We start from the raw sequence: 17,579 nt of genomic DNA, 5'->3' as shown, positions 1-17,579 counted from the left end.
GCGTACGTAAAAGTACCTTCGGCCATGTTGATGGATGCAAACGGATGGCACTTCCCGGTCAGACCCACTCAACTGGACGCAGGCAAAAAATTGGCAGTCTCCTGGCCAAACTTGAGTTTGGCCACTTTGCTCAGAGACCAGCCACTGGTTTTGAACACATCAGCGCGGCGTCCAGCAGCCTGCCGTGGTCGTACCAGGCATCGCGTTGATAAGCCCTGAACTGTTGCCGGGCTCCCGTGCCCCGCACCTCGACCAAGCCACCCGCCTTGTTGGGGTCGGTGCTATCGACGAACAGTTTGACCGAGTTGTCACCATCGACCTGGTAGGTTTTCACACGCCCTGGAAGTTCGCTTTTGACGCACCCCAGGTACGCCGGCGTACTTCTTTCCGTGGCTCCGGACGCATACCCATGGCCCTCACGCACATCGGGGTCATGTGCGCAGCCTGCCATGAACAGTGTGGCGAAAGTAGACATCAGTATTGCGCCTGCTACCGACCTTGAGCTCTTCACGCGACACACTCCTGCTACCCCATCGAGTAACCTGGTAAAGTGTTGCCAAGCCGCATGCCCTTTTTTTGTTTTGGTTTGCCCATGTTACTGCTCAATGTCACCCGGGCATTAGGCTTGTTTGCTATATCGGTTCAAGGGGCGGGCTCTCCCCGCGAAGATAACCTGGTTCGTGGGTTACTCGGCATGTTCCAGATCGGCCAGCCTGGGCGAGCTTCCCTTGTTTTCCAGTGGGCTCGCACAGGCATGGCCGCAAGCGCATGGTCTTCTTGCGCGAGATTTCAGCTGGCGCTCGACTCGGGGCCTGCAGTGCCGTGTGGCCATGAACCCGACAGAGAGCGGGCAAGGCTTGCCCGAGCCGGGTTGTCACCCTGCCGAAGACCCCGATTTCGGGTGCAACTGGGCCCACAAACGGGGATCAGGCGATGGCCTTCAGAAACACAAACGTCGCTGCCAGATCCAGGACCAGCACAGCAACCACAACGAAGATCATGTAGTAGCGGTCATTCTGAGTCATTTTTGCGTACCCCGCATGATCGATGCCTCAGGGGCGCAGCAATTCCCGTTCCAACATCCTGACACTGGACTGTCCCGCAAAGCTCTACATACAAGCTAAGCTCCACGTTCGGGCGCTTTTTCGATGGCCTCAGTACCCTGCATCTGCATCGTCGCTCTAGTGATCCATACCATCTGGCCAGAACCGGCCTTGAAGAGGATGCACCCATGGCGACAATCGAGACTCAAGCCCTAGCACAAGGGCTCTCGCAAGTAGAAAACAGCTGGCAAAAATATGTAGTTTCCCAAAAAAAAGCTGAAGGCCTGAACGGAGACGAGCTGAAGGCAGCCCTGAAAGCAAGTGCGCAGAACTATAAAAGATTCCAGAATCACAGCCAGCAATTTTATGCCGAGGTTCGCAAACGGGTGACGGATGCCGAAAAGCTGGAACACGACATGAAGCTTTATCCTCACCACTACACTTAAAGGGTTTGTTTGCGCTTATGTCCCAGGGGGCACGGCATTTTGCATTCCCTCCCTGGTGCCCTCGGGGGCGGGTTCAGGCCGACCTGGCCTGCCGGATGGGCAGTTCGACCTTGAATGTCGTACCGACACCCACCTCGCTGTCTACGCGGATCTCGCCACCATGACGCTTGATGATTCCGTACGAAAGTGACAATCCCAGCCCGGTGCCCTGGCCGATGGGCTTCGTCGTGTAGAACGGATCGAAGATCTTTTGCAGGCTTTCGGCAGGAATGCCACACCCATTGTCTGCAACTTCGATCCACACCCAATTGTCACTGGCGCCGGTTCGCAGGGTAATTCTGCCACGCTCGGCGCCCATCGCTTGGGTGGCATTGACCAGCAGATTCATGATTACCTGATTGATCTGCGAAGGCAGGCACTCGACCTGCGGCAATGCGCCGTAATTCTTGACAAGGTCTGCCTTGTGCCTGAGTTCGCTGGCAACAATGTTCAATGTTGACTCTATGCCTTGATGCAGGTCTGCCAGTTGCCAGTCATGGCTGCTGTCTACTCGTGAAAAGTCCTTGAGGTCCTTGACGATCCGCGCAACGCGGCTGATACCGTCCTTGGATTCGCGGATCAGCGCCGGAATGTCCTCCAGCAAGTAGTCCAGCTCGATTTCCGTGCGCAATTTCGCCAGCTCCGCGCTGAGCCCGTTCGGAATCAGGGTATTTTCCGCGTCAGCATATGCCTTGAGCATGTCCTGCAAACGGTTGAAATAATCATCCAGTGCGCCGAGGTTGGACGAGACAAAACCAATCGGGTTATTGACCTCATGGGCGACGCCGGCTGCCAGCTGACCGAGCGAGGCGAGCTTTTCCGACTGGACCAACTGGTTTTCGAGTTGCCGGCGTTCATCCACCTCGCGCTGCAGTGCAGCGCTGGCTTGGGTGAGTGCCTGGGTGCGCCGTTCAACCCGCTGTTCCAATTCGTCGTTGGCGCTCACCAGCGCTCGGTTTACACGGTTAATTTCGGCATAGCTGCGCATTAGCCATATCCCCATGTACAGCAACAGCAACACCAGCAGGGTGGAAAACACCAGCAGGTAGAAATGGTATCGCTGAGCCGTTAGCGCTGCTGCTTGCTCGTCGCGGTCCAGCATCAGGGCAATGGCGTCCAGGCGCTCGGCGATCGGAACCGCCTCGATCGCTTCAAGCAGCTGATCGACCTTGGGTTGCTCACGAAGAATCAACTCTATGTGTTTGCTGATGGTATCGATGGGCACCTGAAAGTCGACAGGCAAGCGCTCCTTGTTGACCGAAAGATTGTTGAGTCCAACCAGGATGTCGGCAGCTTTTTCATCGGTTGTGGTCTGGGCAAACTCAAGGCTGCTTAGCATCAAGTCATAGGTATCGCTGGTGATTCTGCGCAGGCGCAGTGTATCGGCATCGACCAATTGACGAAGGTGCACCTGTATTACATCCGCTGCAGCCGGGAGAAAAGCCAGGGAGTTTCGCAGGATCGCATTGTGCGACTTGAAGCGCGAGACCAGCAGCACCTTGTCGTCGAAGGCTTGTTGGTAATCGCGAAAGGCCGTTTGCCAGGCAAGCATATCTGTTTGCGGGTGACGCCCCTCCAGCGTGCCGAATTCCCGCCAAAGACGTTTCATTTCCAGCAGCGGCAGCACCAGCGGGTCATAGTTGTAATTGGTAGTGGTGCGCGACTTGAGCACTGCGCCTTCCCACTGGGCATCGTACTGCTTGATCTGGCGAATCAGATCACGCGCCTGGGCGTAGGTACCATTCTCATCGGATTTGGACATCCAGTACAAATAGACCAGCACCGACGCCAGCGACATGGCACATGTAGCCAACAGCAGAAGACTGCGCCGCGCGTTCAATCTCATAGCGGCTTACCCTCCCACTGGCCAGTGAGCGTCTGCAGAAACTTGATGATCAGCGCTTTATCATCGTCGCTCGGATTACGTCCCAACTGATAATGAAACATGGCATCGACAGCGGCTTCCAGGGTAGACGCCGAACCATCATGAAAGTAAGGGGCAGTGACCGCTACGTTTCGCAGGCTTGGAACTTTGAACAGATAGAGGTCATCCGGATCACCGGTCACGTTGTAGTGCCCCCGATCCGCCTCGGCAACATTGCCACGGTTGGCGAAGTAGTCATCGAAAACACCGAACTTCTGCAGCATATTGCCGCCGATGTTCACGCCCTGATGGCAGGCTATGCAACCGTATTCCTGGAAGCGCTGATAGCCATGCTTCTCTTCCAGGCTGAGGCTGCTGGTATCGCCCTTCAGATAGCGATCGAAGCGTGAATCGGGTGTCAGCAAGGTACGCTGGTACGTGACGAGGGCATCCCTGGCATCGAGGGTAGTCACTGGCTTGCCATAGGCTTGGGCAAAACCAGCCTGGTAGGCCGGATCGCCAGCAATTCGTTGAACCACGGCAGACCAGCCATCTCCTTTGTCGTCCGCACTACCGGTTGCCAGGTGCACCAGGCCGTCAAACGATTGCGCACGCCCATCCCAGAACTGCAGGAAGTTCAGGCTGGCGTTAAAAACGCTGGGGGTGTGAACGGCCAAGGGCTTGCTATCTGCACCAGGCGAGCGCACCTGCCCGTCCGCGCCACCACGGTCCAGGCGATGGCAATCAGCACAGGACTGGCTGTTATCGGGGGACAAACGCGGGTCATTGAACAGTTTGCGTCCCAGCTCCACCCGGGCAGGGTCAAGCTCAGGCACCGCCGGCAATGGCGTCAACGGCCCACCGATGCTCTGGGCAAACGCCAATGCTGGCAAAACCACAAGCATCGCGGAAACGATGCGAACCTGCAGACAGATCGGCACAGCGCAACCCTCCCTGGCGAGAAGCACCTGTCTCCGAGCATAGTGAGGCCAACCGACAAAAGCTAACAGCCGGGGCAAATATCATCTAGGCTGTGGCCAGGGAGTAGTCTGGCCGAGACCGGCAGGGAGGGACCCATGGAGCTACCCGTTACCGATGGCGCAGCAGACAAGCCGGTGATACTTCTGGTTGACGACGAGCCCTCGATTCTCAGCAGCCTTCGTCGTCTACTTCGCAACCAACCCTACGAACTCCTCCTTGCCGAAAGCGGTGCCGACGCCCTGCAACTGCTCCAACAACGCCCGATCAATCTGGTGATGAGTGATGCGCGCATGCCAAACATGGACGGGGCAACACTGTTGGCCCACGTACATGAGCGTTTTCCCGACACGTTGCGCATTCTGCTTACGGGGTACGCTGACACAGACACCATCGCAAAAGCCATCAATGATGGGCACATCTATCGTTACATCAGCAAACCCTGGAATGATGAAGAGCTGTTGGTCACCTTGCGCCAGGCATTGGCCCACCAACATTCGGAAAGCGAGCGAAAGCGCCTGGAACAGCTGACTCAGGTTCAGATCACGCAACTCAAGGCGCTTAACGAAAGCCTTGAACAGCGTGTAGCGGCGCGCACCGCCGAACTGCAGCAAACTGCCGACATGCTTGACCTTGCCTATGAAGAACTCAAGCGCAGTTACGTGACCACCACCGAGTTCTTTTCGCAGTTGGGCAACATGCGTCTGCCCAAGGCCAAGCAGACCAACCGGCAAGTCATAGAATTGATACGGGTGTATTGCACCAGCCATGGACTGGACGAAGGTACCTGTCGCAACCTGACCATTGCTGCAGCCCTCTACAACATCGGCAAGATGAGCTGGACCGACAACATGCTCACCTGCCCCGCCGATCTCATACCTCCACAAGAGCGCGAACTGTACCGGTCGTACCCGAAACAGAGCGAAGCGCTGGTCATGACCCTGGAGCCAATAAAAGAAGCCGCACAACTCATACTTCACCACCAGGAGCGCTGGGATGGCAGCGGTTTTCCGGATCACCTGAAGGGAGTGGCAATTCCACTGGGCGCCCGCTGGTTGAAAATGGCTGTGGATTTCATCGAATTGCAGCGCGGACTGGTTCTGGATCGCCAGCTCAATAGCGATGAGGCACTGCTCTACATACGCAAGCATGCTGGAAAGCTGTATGACCCAGATCTGGTGGAAGACTTCGTCAATGTCTGTGCCGCGTACATGCGCGACATTACCTTGACCGACCCGGCGATCAAGGTGTTGAGCACGCACGAACTGGCAGAGGGAATGATACTGGCCCGCAACCTAAATGCCGACAATGGCATGCTGCTATTGAATGCCGGCAAGGTACTGAGCGGTCCGCTGGTGAAAAAACTGATTGCCTTCGAAGAAATGGAAGGTGGCAGATACAGCGTGTTCGTCAGGGTTCCCGAGCAGGCAGGCAGCCTGCAGCCATCGCCCGCAACGGCAGGCTGACCCCGTTGCGGGCAGGTGCTGAAATCCGTTCGTCATGCATCGTGGCAAGCGGGGTGCCTGGCCGTCCCCGTATGACTGCCGGCACTACTACCAGCCAACGGCTATCCTTCAGGTTTCGGTAGGAGGGCGTATGTGCGGAAGGCTCAGCCAGTACCGTGGCATACATGACTTCGTTGAAACCCTGAGCCTGCCAGAGGCCTGGCGGAACAACGTCGGCGACCAGCCGCTTGGCCGGTACAACATCGCGCCGACCACGCCGGTGGCAGTACTGCGGATGGATGATGCAGGCCCACGAGCGGACCTGGTGAAGTGGGGATGGCGGCCGCACTGGGCGAATGATCGCGCTGCGCCGATCAACGCCCGCGTCGAGAAGGTGGCGCATGGCCCATTCTTCCGGGCGATCTGGCCGCACCGGGCCATCACCCCTATCGACGGCTGGTACGAATGGGTTGATGAAGGTGGGCCGAAGAAGCAGCCGTACTACATCCGCCGCCAGGATGGGCGCCCTGCCCTTTGTGCCTCGATCGGCCAGTTCACCGGCACAGAGCGCGACGGGTTCGTCATCATCACCGCCGACGCTCAGGGCGGAATGGTCGACGTTCACGACCGCCGGCCTGTCGTGTTGTCGCCAGAACTGGCGTACGAGTGGATCGCGGCAGCAATGCCGAGCGAGCGCGCAGAACAACTGGTGCTCAACCTGGGTGAGCCGGCCGAAGCCTTCGACTGGTACCGGGTGGGTATCGCCGTGGGGAATGTGCGTAACCAAGGTGCCGAGCTGATAAACCCGCTTCAGTGAATGGAGGCAAATCCTTCCCGCGCGCTTTGGTATCAGAAATCGACCTGTACGGAACCCGTTTGAACAGCTTGGACAGATACCACGGGCCAATCACCACTTTCGGGCGACTGCTCTTTCCCCCAGCACCAACGTCAATCCCGCTCGGCTCTTTGGCTGGCCTCCGGAGGGGAGTACGCCATGCGATACTCGCCAAGTCGACGAAAAGGTGACTGCTTTATCCAGGGCTGAGCCTTGTGCAGAATAAACAGCTGTAAAGCCCAGAAGCCAAGGCAGAAGGTTGTTCTTCCGCCATTCTCCAACGGCATTTCATAAGACAGTGCCACGCCAGCGAACATGATGCTGACAAAGAAGAAACCGCTGGCCAGGGCATTCGCCAGAAAATTGAGCCTGTACCATTGTTCTGGAAGCAGCTCCAGCGGCCCCAGCGCGATCAGAGCAATGCCGAAAGGCACCGAATACATGATAAATGACGCGGATGGGTCCCCGTATCGCAGGATCGCTATCCACATCGCCAGGTAAACGAACGCTGCCGTCGGAGATCTAGTCGGCTTTATTCGTAAGCCAAACGTCCTGAACCTTCGCAACAAACCCATTACCAATCTCCCTGTTTGGTAAGCGGAGGAAGCATATCACCCCCTTTCAACCAATGACGCCTCCCCGATGAGGCCAACGCCTGGAGCATCCATGACGATTGAGTGGACCGCGCGCCAAACGGCGTGCTCAAGGCAAAGCGCATTTCGCCGAATCGCCATTGGTCATCCCGCCCGGTAAGAACGGTGAGCACGTAAAACCAGCACCATCAGTAGCGCCCGATCGTCAAGGGTCCGGGGATCAGATACCGCCCCCGTATAACTGCCGTCGCACCTATGCGACAATGTGCTCAATGTCTGGTCTCAACCCCGCATTCATCGCCCATCAGCTCGGGCATAGCGTGCAGATGCTCTTATCGACTCATGCGCGCTGGATTAACTCGTCCAACGACTGGCAGGAGCTGGAAAAGCTCCCGATTGGTCCAGAATGGGTCCGACGCTGCGAAGAAGTCACGTAAGTTATTGATAGGTAAGTCTCTTGATCTCCACCGCCAACATCACCATGCAGTATTAAAGTGGTGTTTGGCGGTGCTAAAAGGTTGATTTTATTGGGCGAAACGCCCTCCGTCTCCCCTCCTTCCCCCATCAGTGGTATCAAAATTGGTATCACCTAGTAACTGTAGCTGACTGTCCGCTTTCGACCCAAAGCTGCCGTCCGCGAAAGACCAGCAAGAGGCCTGTAGCGCCTCTCCGACTCTACTGCTCGACGGGATCATCATGGCGCACTTCGCTACAGGCATGGTCTAGTTCGAAATCACCATCTTGGCTCTGTGTGGCTAGTCCAAGCGTGGCTAGAGTGGGCTCCAACGGACACTAACCCACTGTGAGTACCTGCCCATGAACAACCGCCTTGATTACTTCAAGCTGTCTCCCCAAGCGTCCAACAAACTGGTGGAGTTGACCCTGCAACTGAGCAAGAAGCCGCTACTGGCCGATCTTGCCCACCTGATCATGTTGCGCGCTTCGCAGCTCAACGGCTGTGCGTTCTGCGTGGATATGCATGTGAAAGAGGCCAAGATCCATGGCGAGCGCGAGCTGCGTCTTCACCACGTGGCCGTCTGGCGTGAGTCACAGCTGTTTTCGCCAGTAGAGCGGGCGGCGCTGGAGTGGACTGAAGCCCTGACCCAACTGCCGCCTCATGGTATCTCCAACAGCCTGTATGCGAGTGCGCGTGAGCAGTTTTCCGAGCAGGAGCTGTCGGATTTGTCATTCCTGATCGTCGCGATCAATGGCTGGAACCGCCTCAATGTGGCTTTCCAGGCGATCCCGGGCTCGTCCGATGAACTGTTCGGCCTGAACAAGGCCAACCTCAACTGAGTAACTTGCTGATCAACGCGCCAAGCTGCTCGCCTGGAGCAGTCGTGGCGCAGTTGGTAAAACTCAGGAGCAGACCTGACTGACGCTGCGATGAGGCAGCCCAGCGCGACAACGCTTGTACCGACATGCCCCTTGCCAGCACCTGCTCGGCCAGGGCGGTGTCACTTACGTCCTCCGGCAAACGGAGTACCAGGTGCATGCCGCCTGGCGAGCGTTCCACCTGCATACCCTTCGGTAAGCTCCGCGCCAGTGCTTCGATGGTCAATGCCCGTCGCTCGTTGTATAGGCGGCGCATGCGTTGGATATGCCGAGCGAAGTGTCCCTCGGCAACGAACTCCGCCACCAAAGCCTGGGTAATTGACGGTGACCCGGCAGCAAACAAGGCCCGGCCGACGCGCTCGAACGCTGCCACCTGCGCCTGCGGCACCACCAGATAAGCCAGGCGAATACCGGGAAACAGCACCTTGCTGAAGGTGCCGGCATACAGCACGCGCCCATGGCGATCCAAGCTGGCCAGCGCTGGAAGTGGACGGCTGACGTAGCGGTACTCGCCGTCGTAATCGTCCTCGACAATCCAGCCACCGGTGCGGGCAGCCCAATCGAGTAGCAGTTGCCGGCGTGGCAGCGACAGTGCCATCGACAGCGGGCTCTGATGCCCAGGTGTCACCATGGCGACCTGAGCAGCCCGAGAACCCGCGATGGCGTGTTCTACATTCATACCATCGGCATCAACCGGCACCGCTTCCAGCTCCAGGCCGAACTGGCGAAGCACCTGGCGCGTAGTGGGATAGCCCGGGTCTTCCACCCAGGCACACTCGCCTGGCTGCAACAGGGTATGTGCGACTAAGGACAGGCTATTGCGCCAACCGCTGGTGATAAACACCTGGTGGGCACCGCAATCGATGCCTCGGGATACCTGAAGATACGAGGCGATGGCGCTGCGCAACGCTGGCAGGCCGTGGGGGGCCGGATAGTCCAGATCTCCCAGACGCATACCGCGTAGATACCGGGCACCCAGACGCGCCCATATCTTGCGCGGAAAAGCATCCAGCGCCGGCACCCCCATCTGGAATGGCAACAGCTGCGGTGGACGCCAGAGCGAATCAGGGGAGTCTTCGATCACCCGGCTGCTGACGGGTGCTGTGCTGGCCGCCAACCCGGGCTTCTGCAGTTCAGGATTGATCACGGTGCCTTTCTGCCCGAGCGCAAGGAGGTAGCCCTCGCTGACTAGCAGTGAATAGGCCAGTTCGACGGTCCCACGGGCCACACCCAGCTCCTTGGCCATGGCGCGCGCCGACGGCAAGCGGTCACCGGCGGACAACGTGCCGGCGGCAATGGCGGCCAGCACGCGGTCGTAGAGTTGGCGATACAGAGGCAGCGCGGACTGCTCTTCCAAGTGGGCGAAAGGCGGTGTTGGCGAAGTCATCATGGACTAGTTCGTATCCCATTTCTTGGCTCAATCAAGTGGGTCAATGGTAGTCCAATATAGCGCCATCACTTACGAATGAGGCCAATCCCATGACATCTACGTTGACCAACTTCATACCCAGCGTGCTCGACCTGGCCGACACGGCCCTGCGTCCCCTAGACAACATCCATGACCTGTGCGGCGCATTCCCGGTAATGCAGCAATTGCGCCCTCATCTGACCAGTGAAGCCGACTTCACCAGCCGCATCGAGCGTATGCGTGTTGAAGGCTATCACCTCATTGGCGCGTATGACTCAGGCGTCCTTGTGGCATTGGCTGGTTACCGCCTACAGGAAAACCTGGTCTACGGCGCATTCCTGTATGTCGATGACCTTGTCACCGCCGAGGCTCATCGGGGTGGCCAGTGGGGGACGCGCTTGTTGCAAGCCTTGGAGCGACTAGCCCGCGCCAGCGGCTGTGCGCGCCTGGTGCTCGACACAGGTTTGGCCAACGCCCGAGCGCAACGTTTCTACTTCCGTGAAGGCCTGCTGACTGGGGCAATGCGCTTTCAAAAACAGTTCGATACGCCATAACCCGCACACATCCAAGGAGGCAAACATCATGACATCGTCCCGACCGCTACTTGCTCCTTTACGCGTTCTTCGCCTGGTCGCCAGCCCCAACGCAAACCATTCGGAAAGTCTGAAGCTGTCCCAGCAGATCCTGTTTGGCTTGGCCACCGAGGCCGGCAGAAGGGGTATCCAGTTGACCGATCTAGATCTCAACGCCTTGGCACCCGTCGATGCGCCTTACGCCCAGGCATTAGCCAATCAGCGCATAGTCATGGTAAGCGGGCGGGACAGTACGTTGAGCCGTTCCAACGAATTGATCGACCAACTGCAAGCATGCGACGTATTGCTGATTGCCACGCCGATGCACAACTACAGCGTGCCCGCCCCACTCAAGATGTGGATCGACCACGTGGTACGCGTGGGCAAAACCTTTGTTGGCACCGCCAAAGGCAAAGTCGGAAAGCTGACGGATCGTCCGGTTTATGTCGCAATCGCTAGCGGGGGCTACATCAGCGGCCCGCAGGCCCGTCAACCGGACTTTCTGCGCCCCCACCTGTCCGCCGTCCTCGCCACCATTGGTCTCACTCAGGTGCATTATTTCACCGTTGAGGGTACCGCCAAGGGGGGGGAGTCACTGAGTACTGGAAGGGCAATAGGGTACGGTGATGTGCAGGCGTTCTTTGGTAGGCATAGCTGTCGAGTAGGTCAAGTCTAAAGTCCGCTTCAAGGCCGACATCTACTCCAAGCGCTTAGGTTTGTATCTCAACTGGGCCGTATGCGAACAAGCGGCCACGCTCTTCATCGCTCATACAAAGGAAAAAAATCATGAATCGTCTCAATTGGTTTGAAGCTTCGCCTGGTGCAGCTAAGGCCCTCGGCGGTCTGCATCATTTCGTGACCACCGCGACAAATTTGCCAGCCTCGTTGATCCACCTCGTGTTTCTCAGGGTGTCTCAAATCAACGGCTGCGCTCATTGCATTGATCTTCACTCACGCGATCTGATCAAAGCAGGTATGTCAGTGGACAAGGTGCTGTTAGTGCCGGTATGGCATGAAGCGCAATATTTGTTCTCGGATCAGGAGCGCTCAGCACTGGCTTGGGCGGAAGAAGTTACCAGCGTAAGCGAGACACAGGTATCCGACGAAGCTTATGCAGCCGCATCGGCGATCTTTGCAGAAAAGGATCTTGTTGACCTGACAGCGGCCATTGCCGCAATGAATGCGTTCAACCGTATGGGCGTCAGCTTCCGACTCAAACCTGCGGCTAGGGCTTGATGGCCTAGTGACTCGGCCTGGAGAGGTAATACTTCGGAAACGGCACCTCGCTCCTATCGCGGACCGTCTGCTTCAGGCCAATTGCTGCCCTTTCCGAACGACCGCTATGGGTCGAAAGCAGTCGTTCGTAGAGACCGATCAAGCCGCCTCACAGGTGCGGTCCAGGTGTAGGTTCTGCTCAGCGGTTTTCAAGACCGTGGTACAAGTGTCCAATCCGTGCGGCATAGCCTGGGAAATCGATTCCAAAACAAACACGAAACGGCACGGCTACAGGCCGCATACCGCAAGCGTCGCCGTTTCAGTTTTGGAACCGATTTTGGGCTCATCCGCCCTGCTAGAATGCCATCGACAAACCATGGATTTTCTCGCTATGAGCCAGGAAGACACAACGGAACTCAACAATCACATTCAGCAGCATAACGTGTCGCAGGCCGCCGTTGTTGCCAGAGGCCAAGACTTGCTGAAAACACTGCTGCTGAGCGGTGGTGCGCTTGCGGTCTGTGCGAGCTTCTTCTCCGCGAAGGTTGATCTGCCGCCCTCCACTATATTGCCAGTCCAGCTCGCATGGGTGTTCCTTACAGGAGCCATCATTTTTTTTCGGCATGTCTCTTACCCTGCTTCTTGGACGGGACTATCTGTTCGGAGAAGTCGTGTCGCGGCAGTTGGAAGAATGGAAACAGGGTAGACCCGATCCGAACGAGCCGGAGCTTTCAAAAAAATGGGACTGTGGCATTTGGGGAACCGGGCTGCTGGGCCTTCTGTGTTTTGTTCTGGGAATGGCGTGCTTCACATTCGCAGCTTGGCGCTTCCTGAGCGAGCAAATCCCCCTTATTGGTTGAGGACTCTGGTACTGCAGCAGTAGCGTGAGATTCGAGCCTCAGGCCGCGCCACAAGCGGCCTGTGCATCGCCCCGGTCTAATACAGTTCGCCCAGTTTCATCGATTTTGGCCCAGTAAAGTCGAGAAGCTTTCGAGCAGTTTTTTTCGACAGCTTCAGCCCCCCCACCCAGGTGCTCTGCCAACCACGATCCGGCCGCCATAGTCACTTCCCCCCTCCTCCCACAGTCCACTATCGACCCTTTGCAGCCATTCGAGGTACCAAACCAAGAGCGACTCAAGAATCACATCCGCACGTGAGCGATTGTCATTGCTCTTGACCCGTCGTTGGCCCCCCCTAAAATAGCGATCCCAAATCAAGGAACGATTTCATGATCACCTGTCATGTCCTGTACATCATCGACCCCTATCAGGACTTCGAAGCGTTGTTGCCGTGGAACTGTAAGCCAGTAATGCCACGGTAAACTAAGACCTCACCTTGAAGGCAGGTGGGGTTGATAAATTGGTTCGATTTTTAAAGTAAGGACACAAGCATGACCAAGTACAAACTCATCCTGCTCCTGCTGGCGACTGCGGGAATGGCGGGCTGTGTAACCACCGAGCAGATGCCGGACGGGACCACCAAGATTCGCTTTTCGGACGAGGCTGTCAATTCGCTGACCTCGATGATGCCTAATGCCCTTGTCACCGGGCTTGCGGGTGGTGCAGGTGGGGGGGCGGTCAACCTTATCCCCACTATAAGCCCGCTGGGGACCGGTGAGCCACTGTACCTCAATGGGCAGTTCGAGCTGCAATGCGCATCCGCTTTGCTTTACAGCGCAAAGTCTGGTCGGCCGCTGGAGGAGCAGATTAGTAATAAATGCCGCTCCAGCTACTTCTTGCGCCAGGAGCAGCTCAGGATGGCGGGCAAGCCCTATGATCGAGGGGCGCCAGCTTATGAGCCGTCCAATCCGCCAAATGAATACTGGGCCAAAGTGGTGGGTCGTACGGTAAGCCAGTTGGCGGCTACGGATAAGTTCACTGCGCGGTTTGCCGGGTATCCGCGGATCGAGAACGGTGGCGGTATCACGATTGCCGTACGTTTGCTGGGGGAAACCCAAGGGACTTACGCTGCATTGGCGACCACGCCAGCGCGTACGCCGGTTGTTCTGGATGATGCGCAGTTCGAGCTGGGGATGCGCCAGCGTGCGGCTAGTGTCAGCAACCAGGTCGTGGATGCTATCGCGTGCGATGCGGTGCTTGCATACAGCAAGACCGTGGACAAGGGGCCTAGGCCATCGAGCATTTATGCCAGTGCATACACGCGGTATGAGGTGTTGTTCACGGTTGCATCCATGGGGTGCAAGGACAGCACCCGGCAGTTCAAGACTGCTTCGCGATAGCGCGTGAATTCACCTGCTTGTGTCGGTTTTGTGCCTGCATTTTTGGCTAGGGGTTCATGTTCCAGATGTCGTCTGCGGCTGACTCGATGATCCCTGTGGTAGGTATATCGGCAGCGTTCAGCCAGTCTTGGCTGACGTCAGCCTGCTGTGCGGCACGTTCGTGGGCAAACTCGCGAGCCAGGATGGAGCCCTCGACCGACGTTACGAGCGCTGGGTAAGCCTGGCCACACTCGCCCAGCAAGGGCTGCATGTGTTCAACTGCACTTTGTCGGCACTCATTTTCATGAGCTGAACTGCTCTGGAGCCCTTCATGCAAGATGATGAAAATACCTGCCACGACTTACGTGCCGAGATGGAATTGCCGGATGGCGTTTTTCCGCCGATGTCTGGCTATACCCACGAAGATCTGTCTGCGGTTGCCCAGATTGCTACCCAGGCTTTCCTGGAAACACAGGGCGTTGACCCTGGCCTGATTCACGAAACCATGATTTCACTGGTCTCTCATCTGTACGCCAAGTTCGAAGAGCAGGGTGTCGAGTTCCAGATCGCGACGTGGTATCAGAAACCGTATGACAACCTGGACAGGCGTAAGCGCAGCGTCACCAGCATGGCTGAAGAGTTCGGAGTGCTTGCACTGCATGCCTCGGCGGACGCTTTGCGAGGATCGCCACTCATGACCAGGGGGCGTGAGTTCTGGGAACCACTCATCGACCAGGCCGGGTTTGCAATACGTGATCACATTCTAAAGTTGAATGCGGACTGATCCGACGTATGTTCATAGGGAAATGGCATGAATGATTCATTGCACGTCACGGTGCACTTTGATGGTACTGGCAGCAACAAGGACATGGCCAGCCCAAGGCTACCCACACCAATGTTGCCCGATTCCGAGCGCTGTACGACGCTGACATTCATCCGCCACCCTGTGCCAGACTTCGCCGGTGGGCATGCTAACGACAGGTGGATCAAAGGAGGTGGCAGATGGATCACAACTGGGGTGCGGGCAGGCGCGGTGGCGGCCTGGATGGCGGTTATACCGGGTCGCTGGACCATGCGATCTCCAACTTGCATGTCGGGCGCAGCCAGGGGCAGCGAGAAGGGCGCAAGGAGGGCTTCGATGAAGGGCATTCCCACGGCTACTCGCAAGGCTGGGATGCGGGAGCGGCGTGCGCCAATGAAAAATTGGAGCCGCTGAGGGGGCATCTACGGCAGTATTTCGAGGAGGCAGTGCAGCTCAGGGCCGTTGTAGAGCGCCAGGAGACAATGATTGACCTGATGTACCAACAACTCTCCCAAGTCGCGAAAGCGGGCGGGCGCGCCGAGGGCGGACAGACGACTGGAATGTCAAAAGCGTTTGAGGCCTTGCAGAGCACCAATGACCTGTTGCAGGCAAGGGTTGAGGTCATGGATGAGCATTATGCAGCAGCGCTCGAGCAATCCAGGCTTCGAGACCAGCAGTACAAGCGCAGCTTGGTGTTCATGCAGGCAGTGCAAGGGGTTCTTGAAGAACTTGTCGCCAACGATACCCCCGAGGCACTGCACATCCGGCAGCGTTTTGTTGAGCGTTACCAGGATCAGGTTGCCCAGGGTTTACGAGGCGGGGATATCCAGATTGCCCCGGAACTGGACGAGGTGTTCCAGAAACTATTGCCCGAAACCCAGCGATTCATTTTAAGGATGCAGCATTCCGTCGCCCCGGGGCAGGATGCTGACGGCCCCTAACCAATGCTTTAGGCCCTCAGGCAGGGGCAGCACTTATCGAGGGTCTTCGGGCGCCTGACACGTGCCTTCTATCACGCCGTGCCGCGGCGTGGAGAATTTACAGCTCTCGCCTTCATGGCGACTGGCGCACGAACGCTAGGCAGAGACTGGCTGTCGACGCTCCCAATACAACACCTTGATGCGATTTCGAGCTTTATTGAGGAAGACGAACAGTAGGGCAGGCAGTTGTTGGTGATTTGGTGCTGTATTGTAGCCTCTGTTGAATGTCCGCAATGGGTCGAAAGCTGCCAGTCGCAAGTTACCGATTTCGACCCAGAGCGGCCGCTTGCCAGGGGCCGAATTCGGCCAGAAGCGGACATCGAGCATCTACAAAGCCGGGGCGATTCACTCATTACTGGACTTCAATCACAATCCCGTCCGCCAACAAGCGCCTACGCCGCTCTTCGGATATATTGGATAGCCCGCTAGCTGGATCGCTTAATACTATGTCACCTGTCGCTGAACGGACCATGAAATTGCTGGCTCCAAGATCCACGTCGACGTCTGTTTCCAGAATATACTCAGGGAGCAGACGTTGCATGGCTTCGACGGCTTGTCGCGTGCATAACTCGATAGGGGCATCGTCCAGCTTTGCTAAAAGTGCATGTTTGTCTTCAGGCGTGGTCAACAGGTCTCCGTCGTCACTATCGGTCAGATGTAGCAGGAGACGGGCGACGGCTGCTTGCTGATCGGGGTAATTTTTTAGGCTATCCAGATGCTCGAGATGAGCCAACCATAGATAGTCAGGGAAGTGGTCGTCGTTTTTATAAAGAGCGATCGCGCCGTAGTCCGCCAATAGCCGAACTACGCCTGCTAGACCGAGCTTTTCCGCCTTCGCTGCGAAGTTATGCGTAGCATTGTCGGAAGATAATCGATACACCGAAGCTGATGTTTCGCCTTCGAACAGGACGCTAAACGAGCCAACATTGATGATCTGTTTTCCGGCCAGGGGTGAGCGAGAGCGAACCCTTTCAAACACCTCCCCCTCCAAAGCTCGATGATGTGCCACGTCCATCCAATCATCTCCTATAGATTATCTAGATCCGGTTGCCCTTAGACAGGTTGCAGGGTTCACAGAGTAATTGCAGATTTCTGACGGTGTTACTGCCACCCAGGGAGAAAGGGACGATATGGTCAAAACACAACAATTTTCGAGACCCACACTGTACGCAAGCTCCACCGTCTCGCTGCCAGACTTCACGTTGCACGACTCTGGGAATCGCCTCCCTGCGCGGAACAAGAGGCTTAGGTGCCGGCATCATTTTTGTGTCAACGGGGATAAGCGCGCATTCGGCGCTCTTCTCGCTTGAGATGGCGAGCCGAGGTGCAGCGATCACTGAAGGCAATGCGGCCTTGGCCGCAAAAGCCTTGATATAAGCCACAACATCAGTCAGCTCAGCGTCAGATCTTAGGATCAACTTGAGCGCAGGCTGCCCCTTTTCCAGGCCCGCGGAAGCATGGGTACCACTATGCCGTCCTGAGTCGCTCGCGTACTCCAAGGCAATTTCCGGTACTTGTTGACCGTCTGGAGGGTAAGGTAGCCAAACAAACGCGGCATCTTCGCGATTAGGTTGGTCGGTCTGAATAACGACTCCAAGCCCCGATACATTGAAGGCGGTGACTTTCAAGGTGATTCGGTCTGGGTTTCCGAACTCTTGATGAAACCGTGCGATGACCTGGTCTTTGAACACTCAACATTTTTCCTGGGCCAGTGAATTTGAGATCCGCTTTCGACTCGGCTTTGCACCGGTAGCGTTGCGATCTGGATGAGGTTTAGGCCAAGACTATACGAGCTGCCGGAGATTT

At 57.0% G+C, this 17,579-nt stretch carries 19 protein-coding genes; 11 read left to right on the top strand and 8 right to left on the bottom strand.

Annotated features, from left to right (window positions below; all coding sequences use genetic code 11):
- Nucleotides 1–130 precede the first annotated feature (130 nt).
- Nucleotides 131–475, bottom strand: coding sequence for a hypothetical protein (locus AC2T3R_RS12545; protein WP_207834881.1), 345 nt, complete (start codon nt 473–475; stop codon nt 131–133).
- Nucleotides 476–1,231: 756 nt separating this feature from the next.
- On the opposite strand from AC2T3R_RS12545, the gene AC2T3R_RS12540 reads away from it, so the two are divergent.
- On the top strand, nt 1,232–1,489 hold the full coding sequence (locus tag AC2T3R_RS12540; protein WP_207834883.1) for a hypothetical protein: 258 nt from the start codon (nt 1,232–1,234) through the stop codon (nt 1,487–1,489).
- A gap of 73 nt (nt 1,490–1,562) precedes the next feature.
- On the opposite strand, the gene AC2T3R_RS12535 is transcribed toward AC2T3R_RS12540, so the two are convergent.
- Both AC2T3R_RS12535 and AC2T3R_RS12530 read right to left on the bottom strand, forming a co-directional pair.
- Nucleotides 1,563–3,374, bottom strand: a complete 1,812-nt coding sequence (locus AC2T3R_RS12535; RefSeq protein ID WP_410953110.1) for a DAHL domain-containing protein — start codon at nt 3,372–3,374, stop codon at nt 1,563–1,565.
- On the bottom strand, nt 3,371–4,297 hold the full coding sequence (locus tag AC2T3R_RS12530; RefSeq protein ID WP_486745286.1) for a cytochrome-c peroxidase: 927 nt from the start codon (nt 4,295–4,297) through the stop codon (nt 3,371–3,373). The genes AC2T3R_RS12535 and AC2T3R_RS12530 overlap by 4 nt, the downstream gene beginning before the upstream one ends.
- A 171-nt stretch (nt 4,298–4,468) precedes the next feature.
- On the opposite strand from AC2T3R_RS12530, the gene nosR reads away from it, so the two are divergent.
- Both nosR and AC2T3R_RS12520 read left to right on the top strand, forming a co-directional pair.
- A complete protein-coding gene (nosR, locus tag AC2T3R_RS12525; protein ID WP_486745223.1) occupies nt 4,469–5,836 on the top strand; it encodes a response regulator c-di-GMP phosphodiesterase, NosR family in 1,368 nt (455 codons plus the stop codon).
- A gap of 130 nt (nt 5,837–5,966) precedes the next feature.
- The gene (locus AC2T3R_RS12520; protein WP_100413722.1) at nt 5,967–6,632 is read left to right on the top strand and encodes an SOS response-associated peptidase; all 666 of its coding nucleotides are present in this window, start codon (nt 5,967–5,969) and stop codon (nt 6,630–6,632) included.
- 131 nt (nt 6,633–6,763) lie between these two features.
- On the opposite strand, the gene AC2T3R_RS12515 is transcribed toward AC2T3R_RS12520, so the two are convergent.
- Nucleotides 6,764–7,093 carry a hypothetical protein gene (locus tag AC2T3R_RS12515; protein WP_410953112.1) on the bottom strand — a complete coding sequence of 110 codons (330 nt, stop codon included), beginning with the start codon at nt 7,091–7,093 and terminating at the stop codon, nt 6,764–6,766.
- Nucleotides 7,094–8,059: 966 nt separating this feature from the next.
- Here AC2T3R_RS12515 and AC2T3R_RS12510 point away from each other — a divergent pair.
- Complete coding sequence (locus tag AC2T3R_RS12510) at nt 8,060–8,539, top strand: carboxymuconolactone decarboxylase family protein (RefSeq protein WP_252824338.1); 480 nt, start codon at nt 8,060–8,062, stop codon at nt 8,537–8,539.
- Here AC2T3R_RS12510 and pdxR read toward each other — a convergent pair.
- Complete coding sequence (gene pdxR / locus AC2T3R_RS12505; RefSeq protein WP_486745222.1) at nt 8,532–9,968, bottom strand: MocR-like pyridoxine biosynthesis transcription factor PdxR; 1,437 nt, start codon at nt 9,966–9,968, stop codon at nt 8,532–8,534. The genes AC2T3R_RS12510 and pdxR overlap by 8 nt on opposite strands.
- An 89-nt stretch (nt 9,969–10,057) precedes the next feature.
- Here pdxR and AC2T3R_RS12500 point away from each other — a divergent pair, with 89 nt between their 5' ends.
- From AC2T3R_RS12500 to AC2T3R_RS12480, 5 genes are all read left to right on the top strand, one after another.
- Entirely contained in the window at nt 10,058–10,540 is a 483-nt protein-coding gene (locus AC2T3R_RS12500) for a GNAT family N-acetyltransferase (RefSeq protein ID WP_108190605.1), read from the top strand.
- A 28-nt stretch (nt 10,541–10,568) separates the two neighbouring features.
- Complete coding sequence (locus AC2T3R_RS12495) at nt 10,569–11,234, top strand: FMN-dependent NADH-azoreductase (RefSeq protein WP_486745221.1); 666 nt, start codon at nt 10,569–10,571, stop codon at nt 11,232–11,234.
- A 110-nt stretch (nt 11,235–11,344) separates the two neighbouring features.
- Nucleotides 11,345–11,794 (top strand): carboxymuconolactone decarboxylase family protein, encoded by a 450-nt coding sequence (locus tag AC2T3R_RS12490; protein WP_252824343.1) that lies wholly within the window; start codon nt 11,345–11,347, stop codon nt 11,792–11,794.
- Between the two features lie 370 nt (nt 11,795–12,164).
- Nucleotides 12,165–12,479: a hypothetical protein gene (locus AC2T3R_RS12485; RefSeq protein WP_486745220.1), complete on the top strand. Its 315-nt coding sequence runs from the start codon at nt 12,165–12,167 to the stop codon at nt 12,477–12,479.
- A 684-nt stretch (nt 12,480–13,163) separates the two neighbouring features.
- A complete protein-coding gene (locus AC2T3R_RS12480) occupies nt 13,164–14,012 on the top strand; it encodes a hypothetical protein (RefSeq protein WP_486745219.1) in 849 nt (282 codons plus the stop codon).
- A 46-nt stretch (nt 14,013–14,058) separates the two neighbouring features.
- Here the strand turns inward: AC2T3R_RS12480 and AC2T3R_RS12475 are convergent, their stop codons facing one another.
- Nucleotides 14,059–14,262, bottom strand: a complete 204-nt coding sequence (locus tag AC2T3R_RS12475; protein WP_225935663.1) for a hypothetical protein — start codon at nt 14,260–14,262, stop codon at nt 14,059–14,061.
- A gap of 60 nt (nt 14,263–14,322) precedes the next feature.
- Between AC2T3R_RS12475 and AC2T3R_RS12470 the strand changes: the two genes are divergently transcribed.
- On the top strand, nt 14,323–14,775 hold the full coding sequence (locus AC2T3R_RS12470; RefSeq protein ID WP_486745218.1) for a hypothetical protein: 453 nt from the start codon (nt 14,323–14,325) through the stop codon (nt 14,773–14,775).
- A 218-nt stretch (nt 14,776–14,993) separates the two neighbouring features.
- Nucleotides 14,994–15,734 carry a FliH/SctL family protein gene (locus AC2T3R_RS12465; protein WP_339549059.1) on the top strand — a complete coding sequence of 247 codons (741 nt, stop codon included), beginning with the start codon at nt 14,994–14,996 and terminating at the stop codon, nt 15,732–15,734.
- A 391-nt stretch (nt 15,735–16,125) separates the two neighbouring features.
- Here the strand turns inward: AC2T3R_RS12465 and AC2T3R_RS12460 are convergent, their stop codons facing one another.
- Together AC2T3R_RS12460 and AC2T3R_RS12455 are read right to left on the bottom strand one after the other, a co-directional pair.
- Nucleotides 16,126–16,788, bottom strand: a complete 663-nt coding sequence (locus AC2T3R_RS12460) for a hypothetical protein (RefSeq protein ID WP_486745217.1) — start codon at nt 16,786–16,788, stop codon at nt 16,126–16,128.
- 22 nt (nt 16,789–16,810) lie between these two features.
- Entirely contained in the window at nt 16,811–17,464 is a 654-nt protein-coding gene (locus AC2T3R_RS12455; protein WP_486745216.1) for an HNH endonuclease, read from the bottom strand.
- Nucleotides 17,465–17,579 lie beyond the last annotated feature (115 nt).

Source organism: Pseudomonas sp. PVC-5-1 (assembly GCF_057444345.1).
Note: the sequence above shows the minus strand (reverse complement) of the source record. Positions and strands in the feature narration are given on the sequence as shown.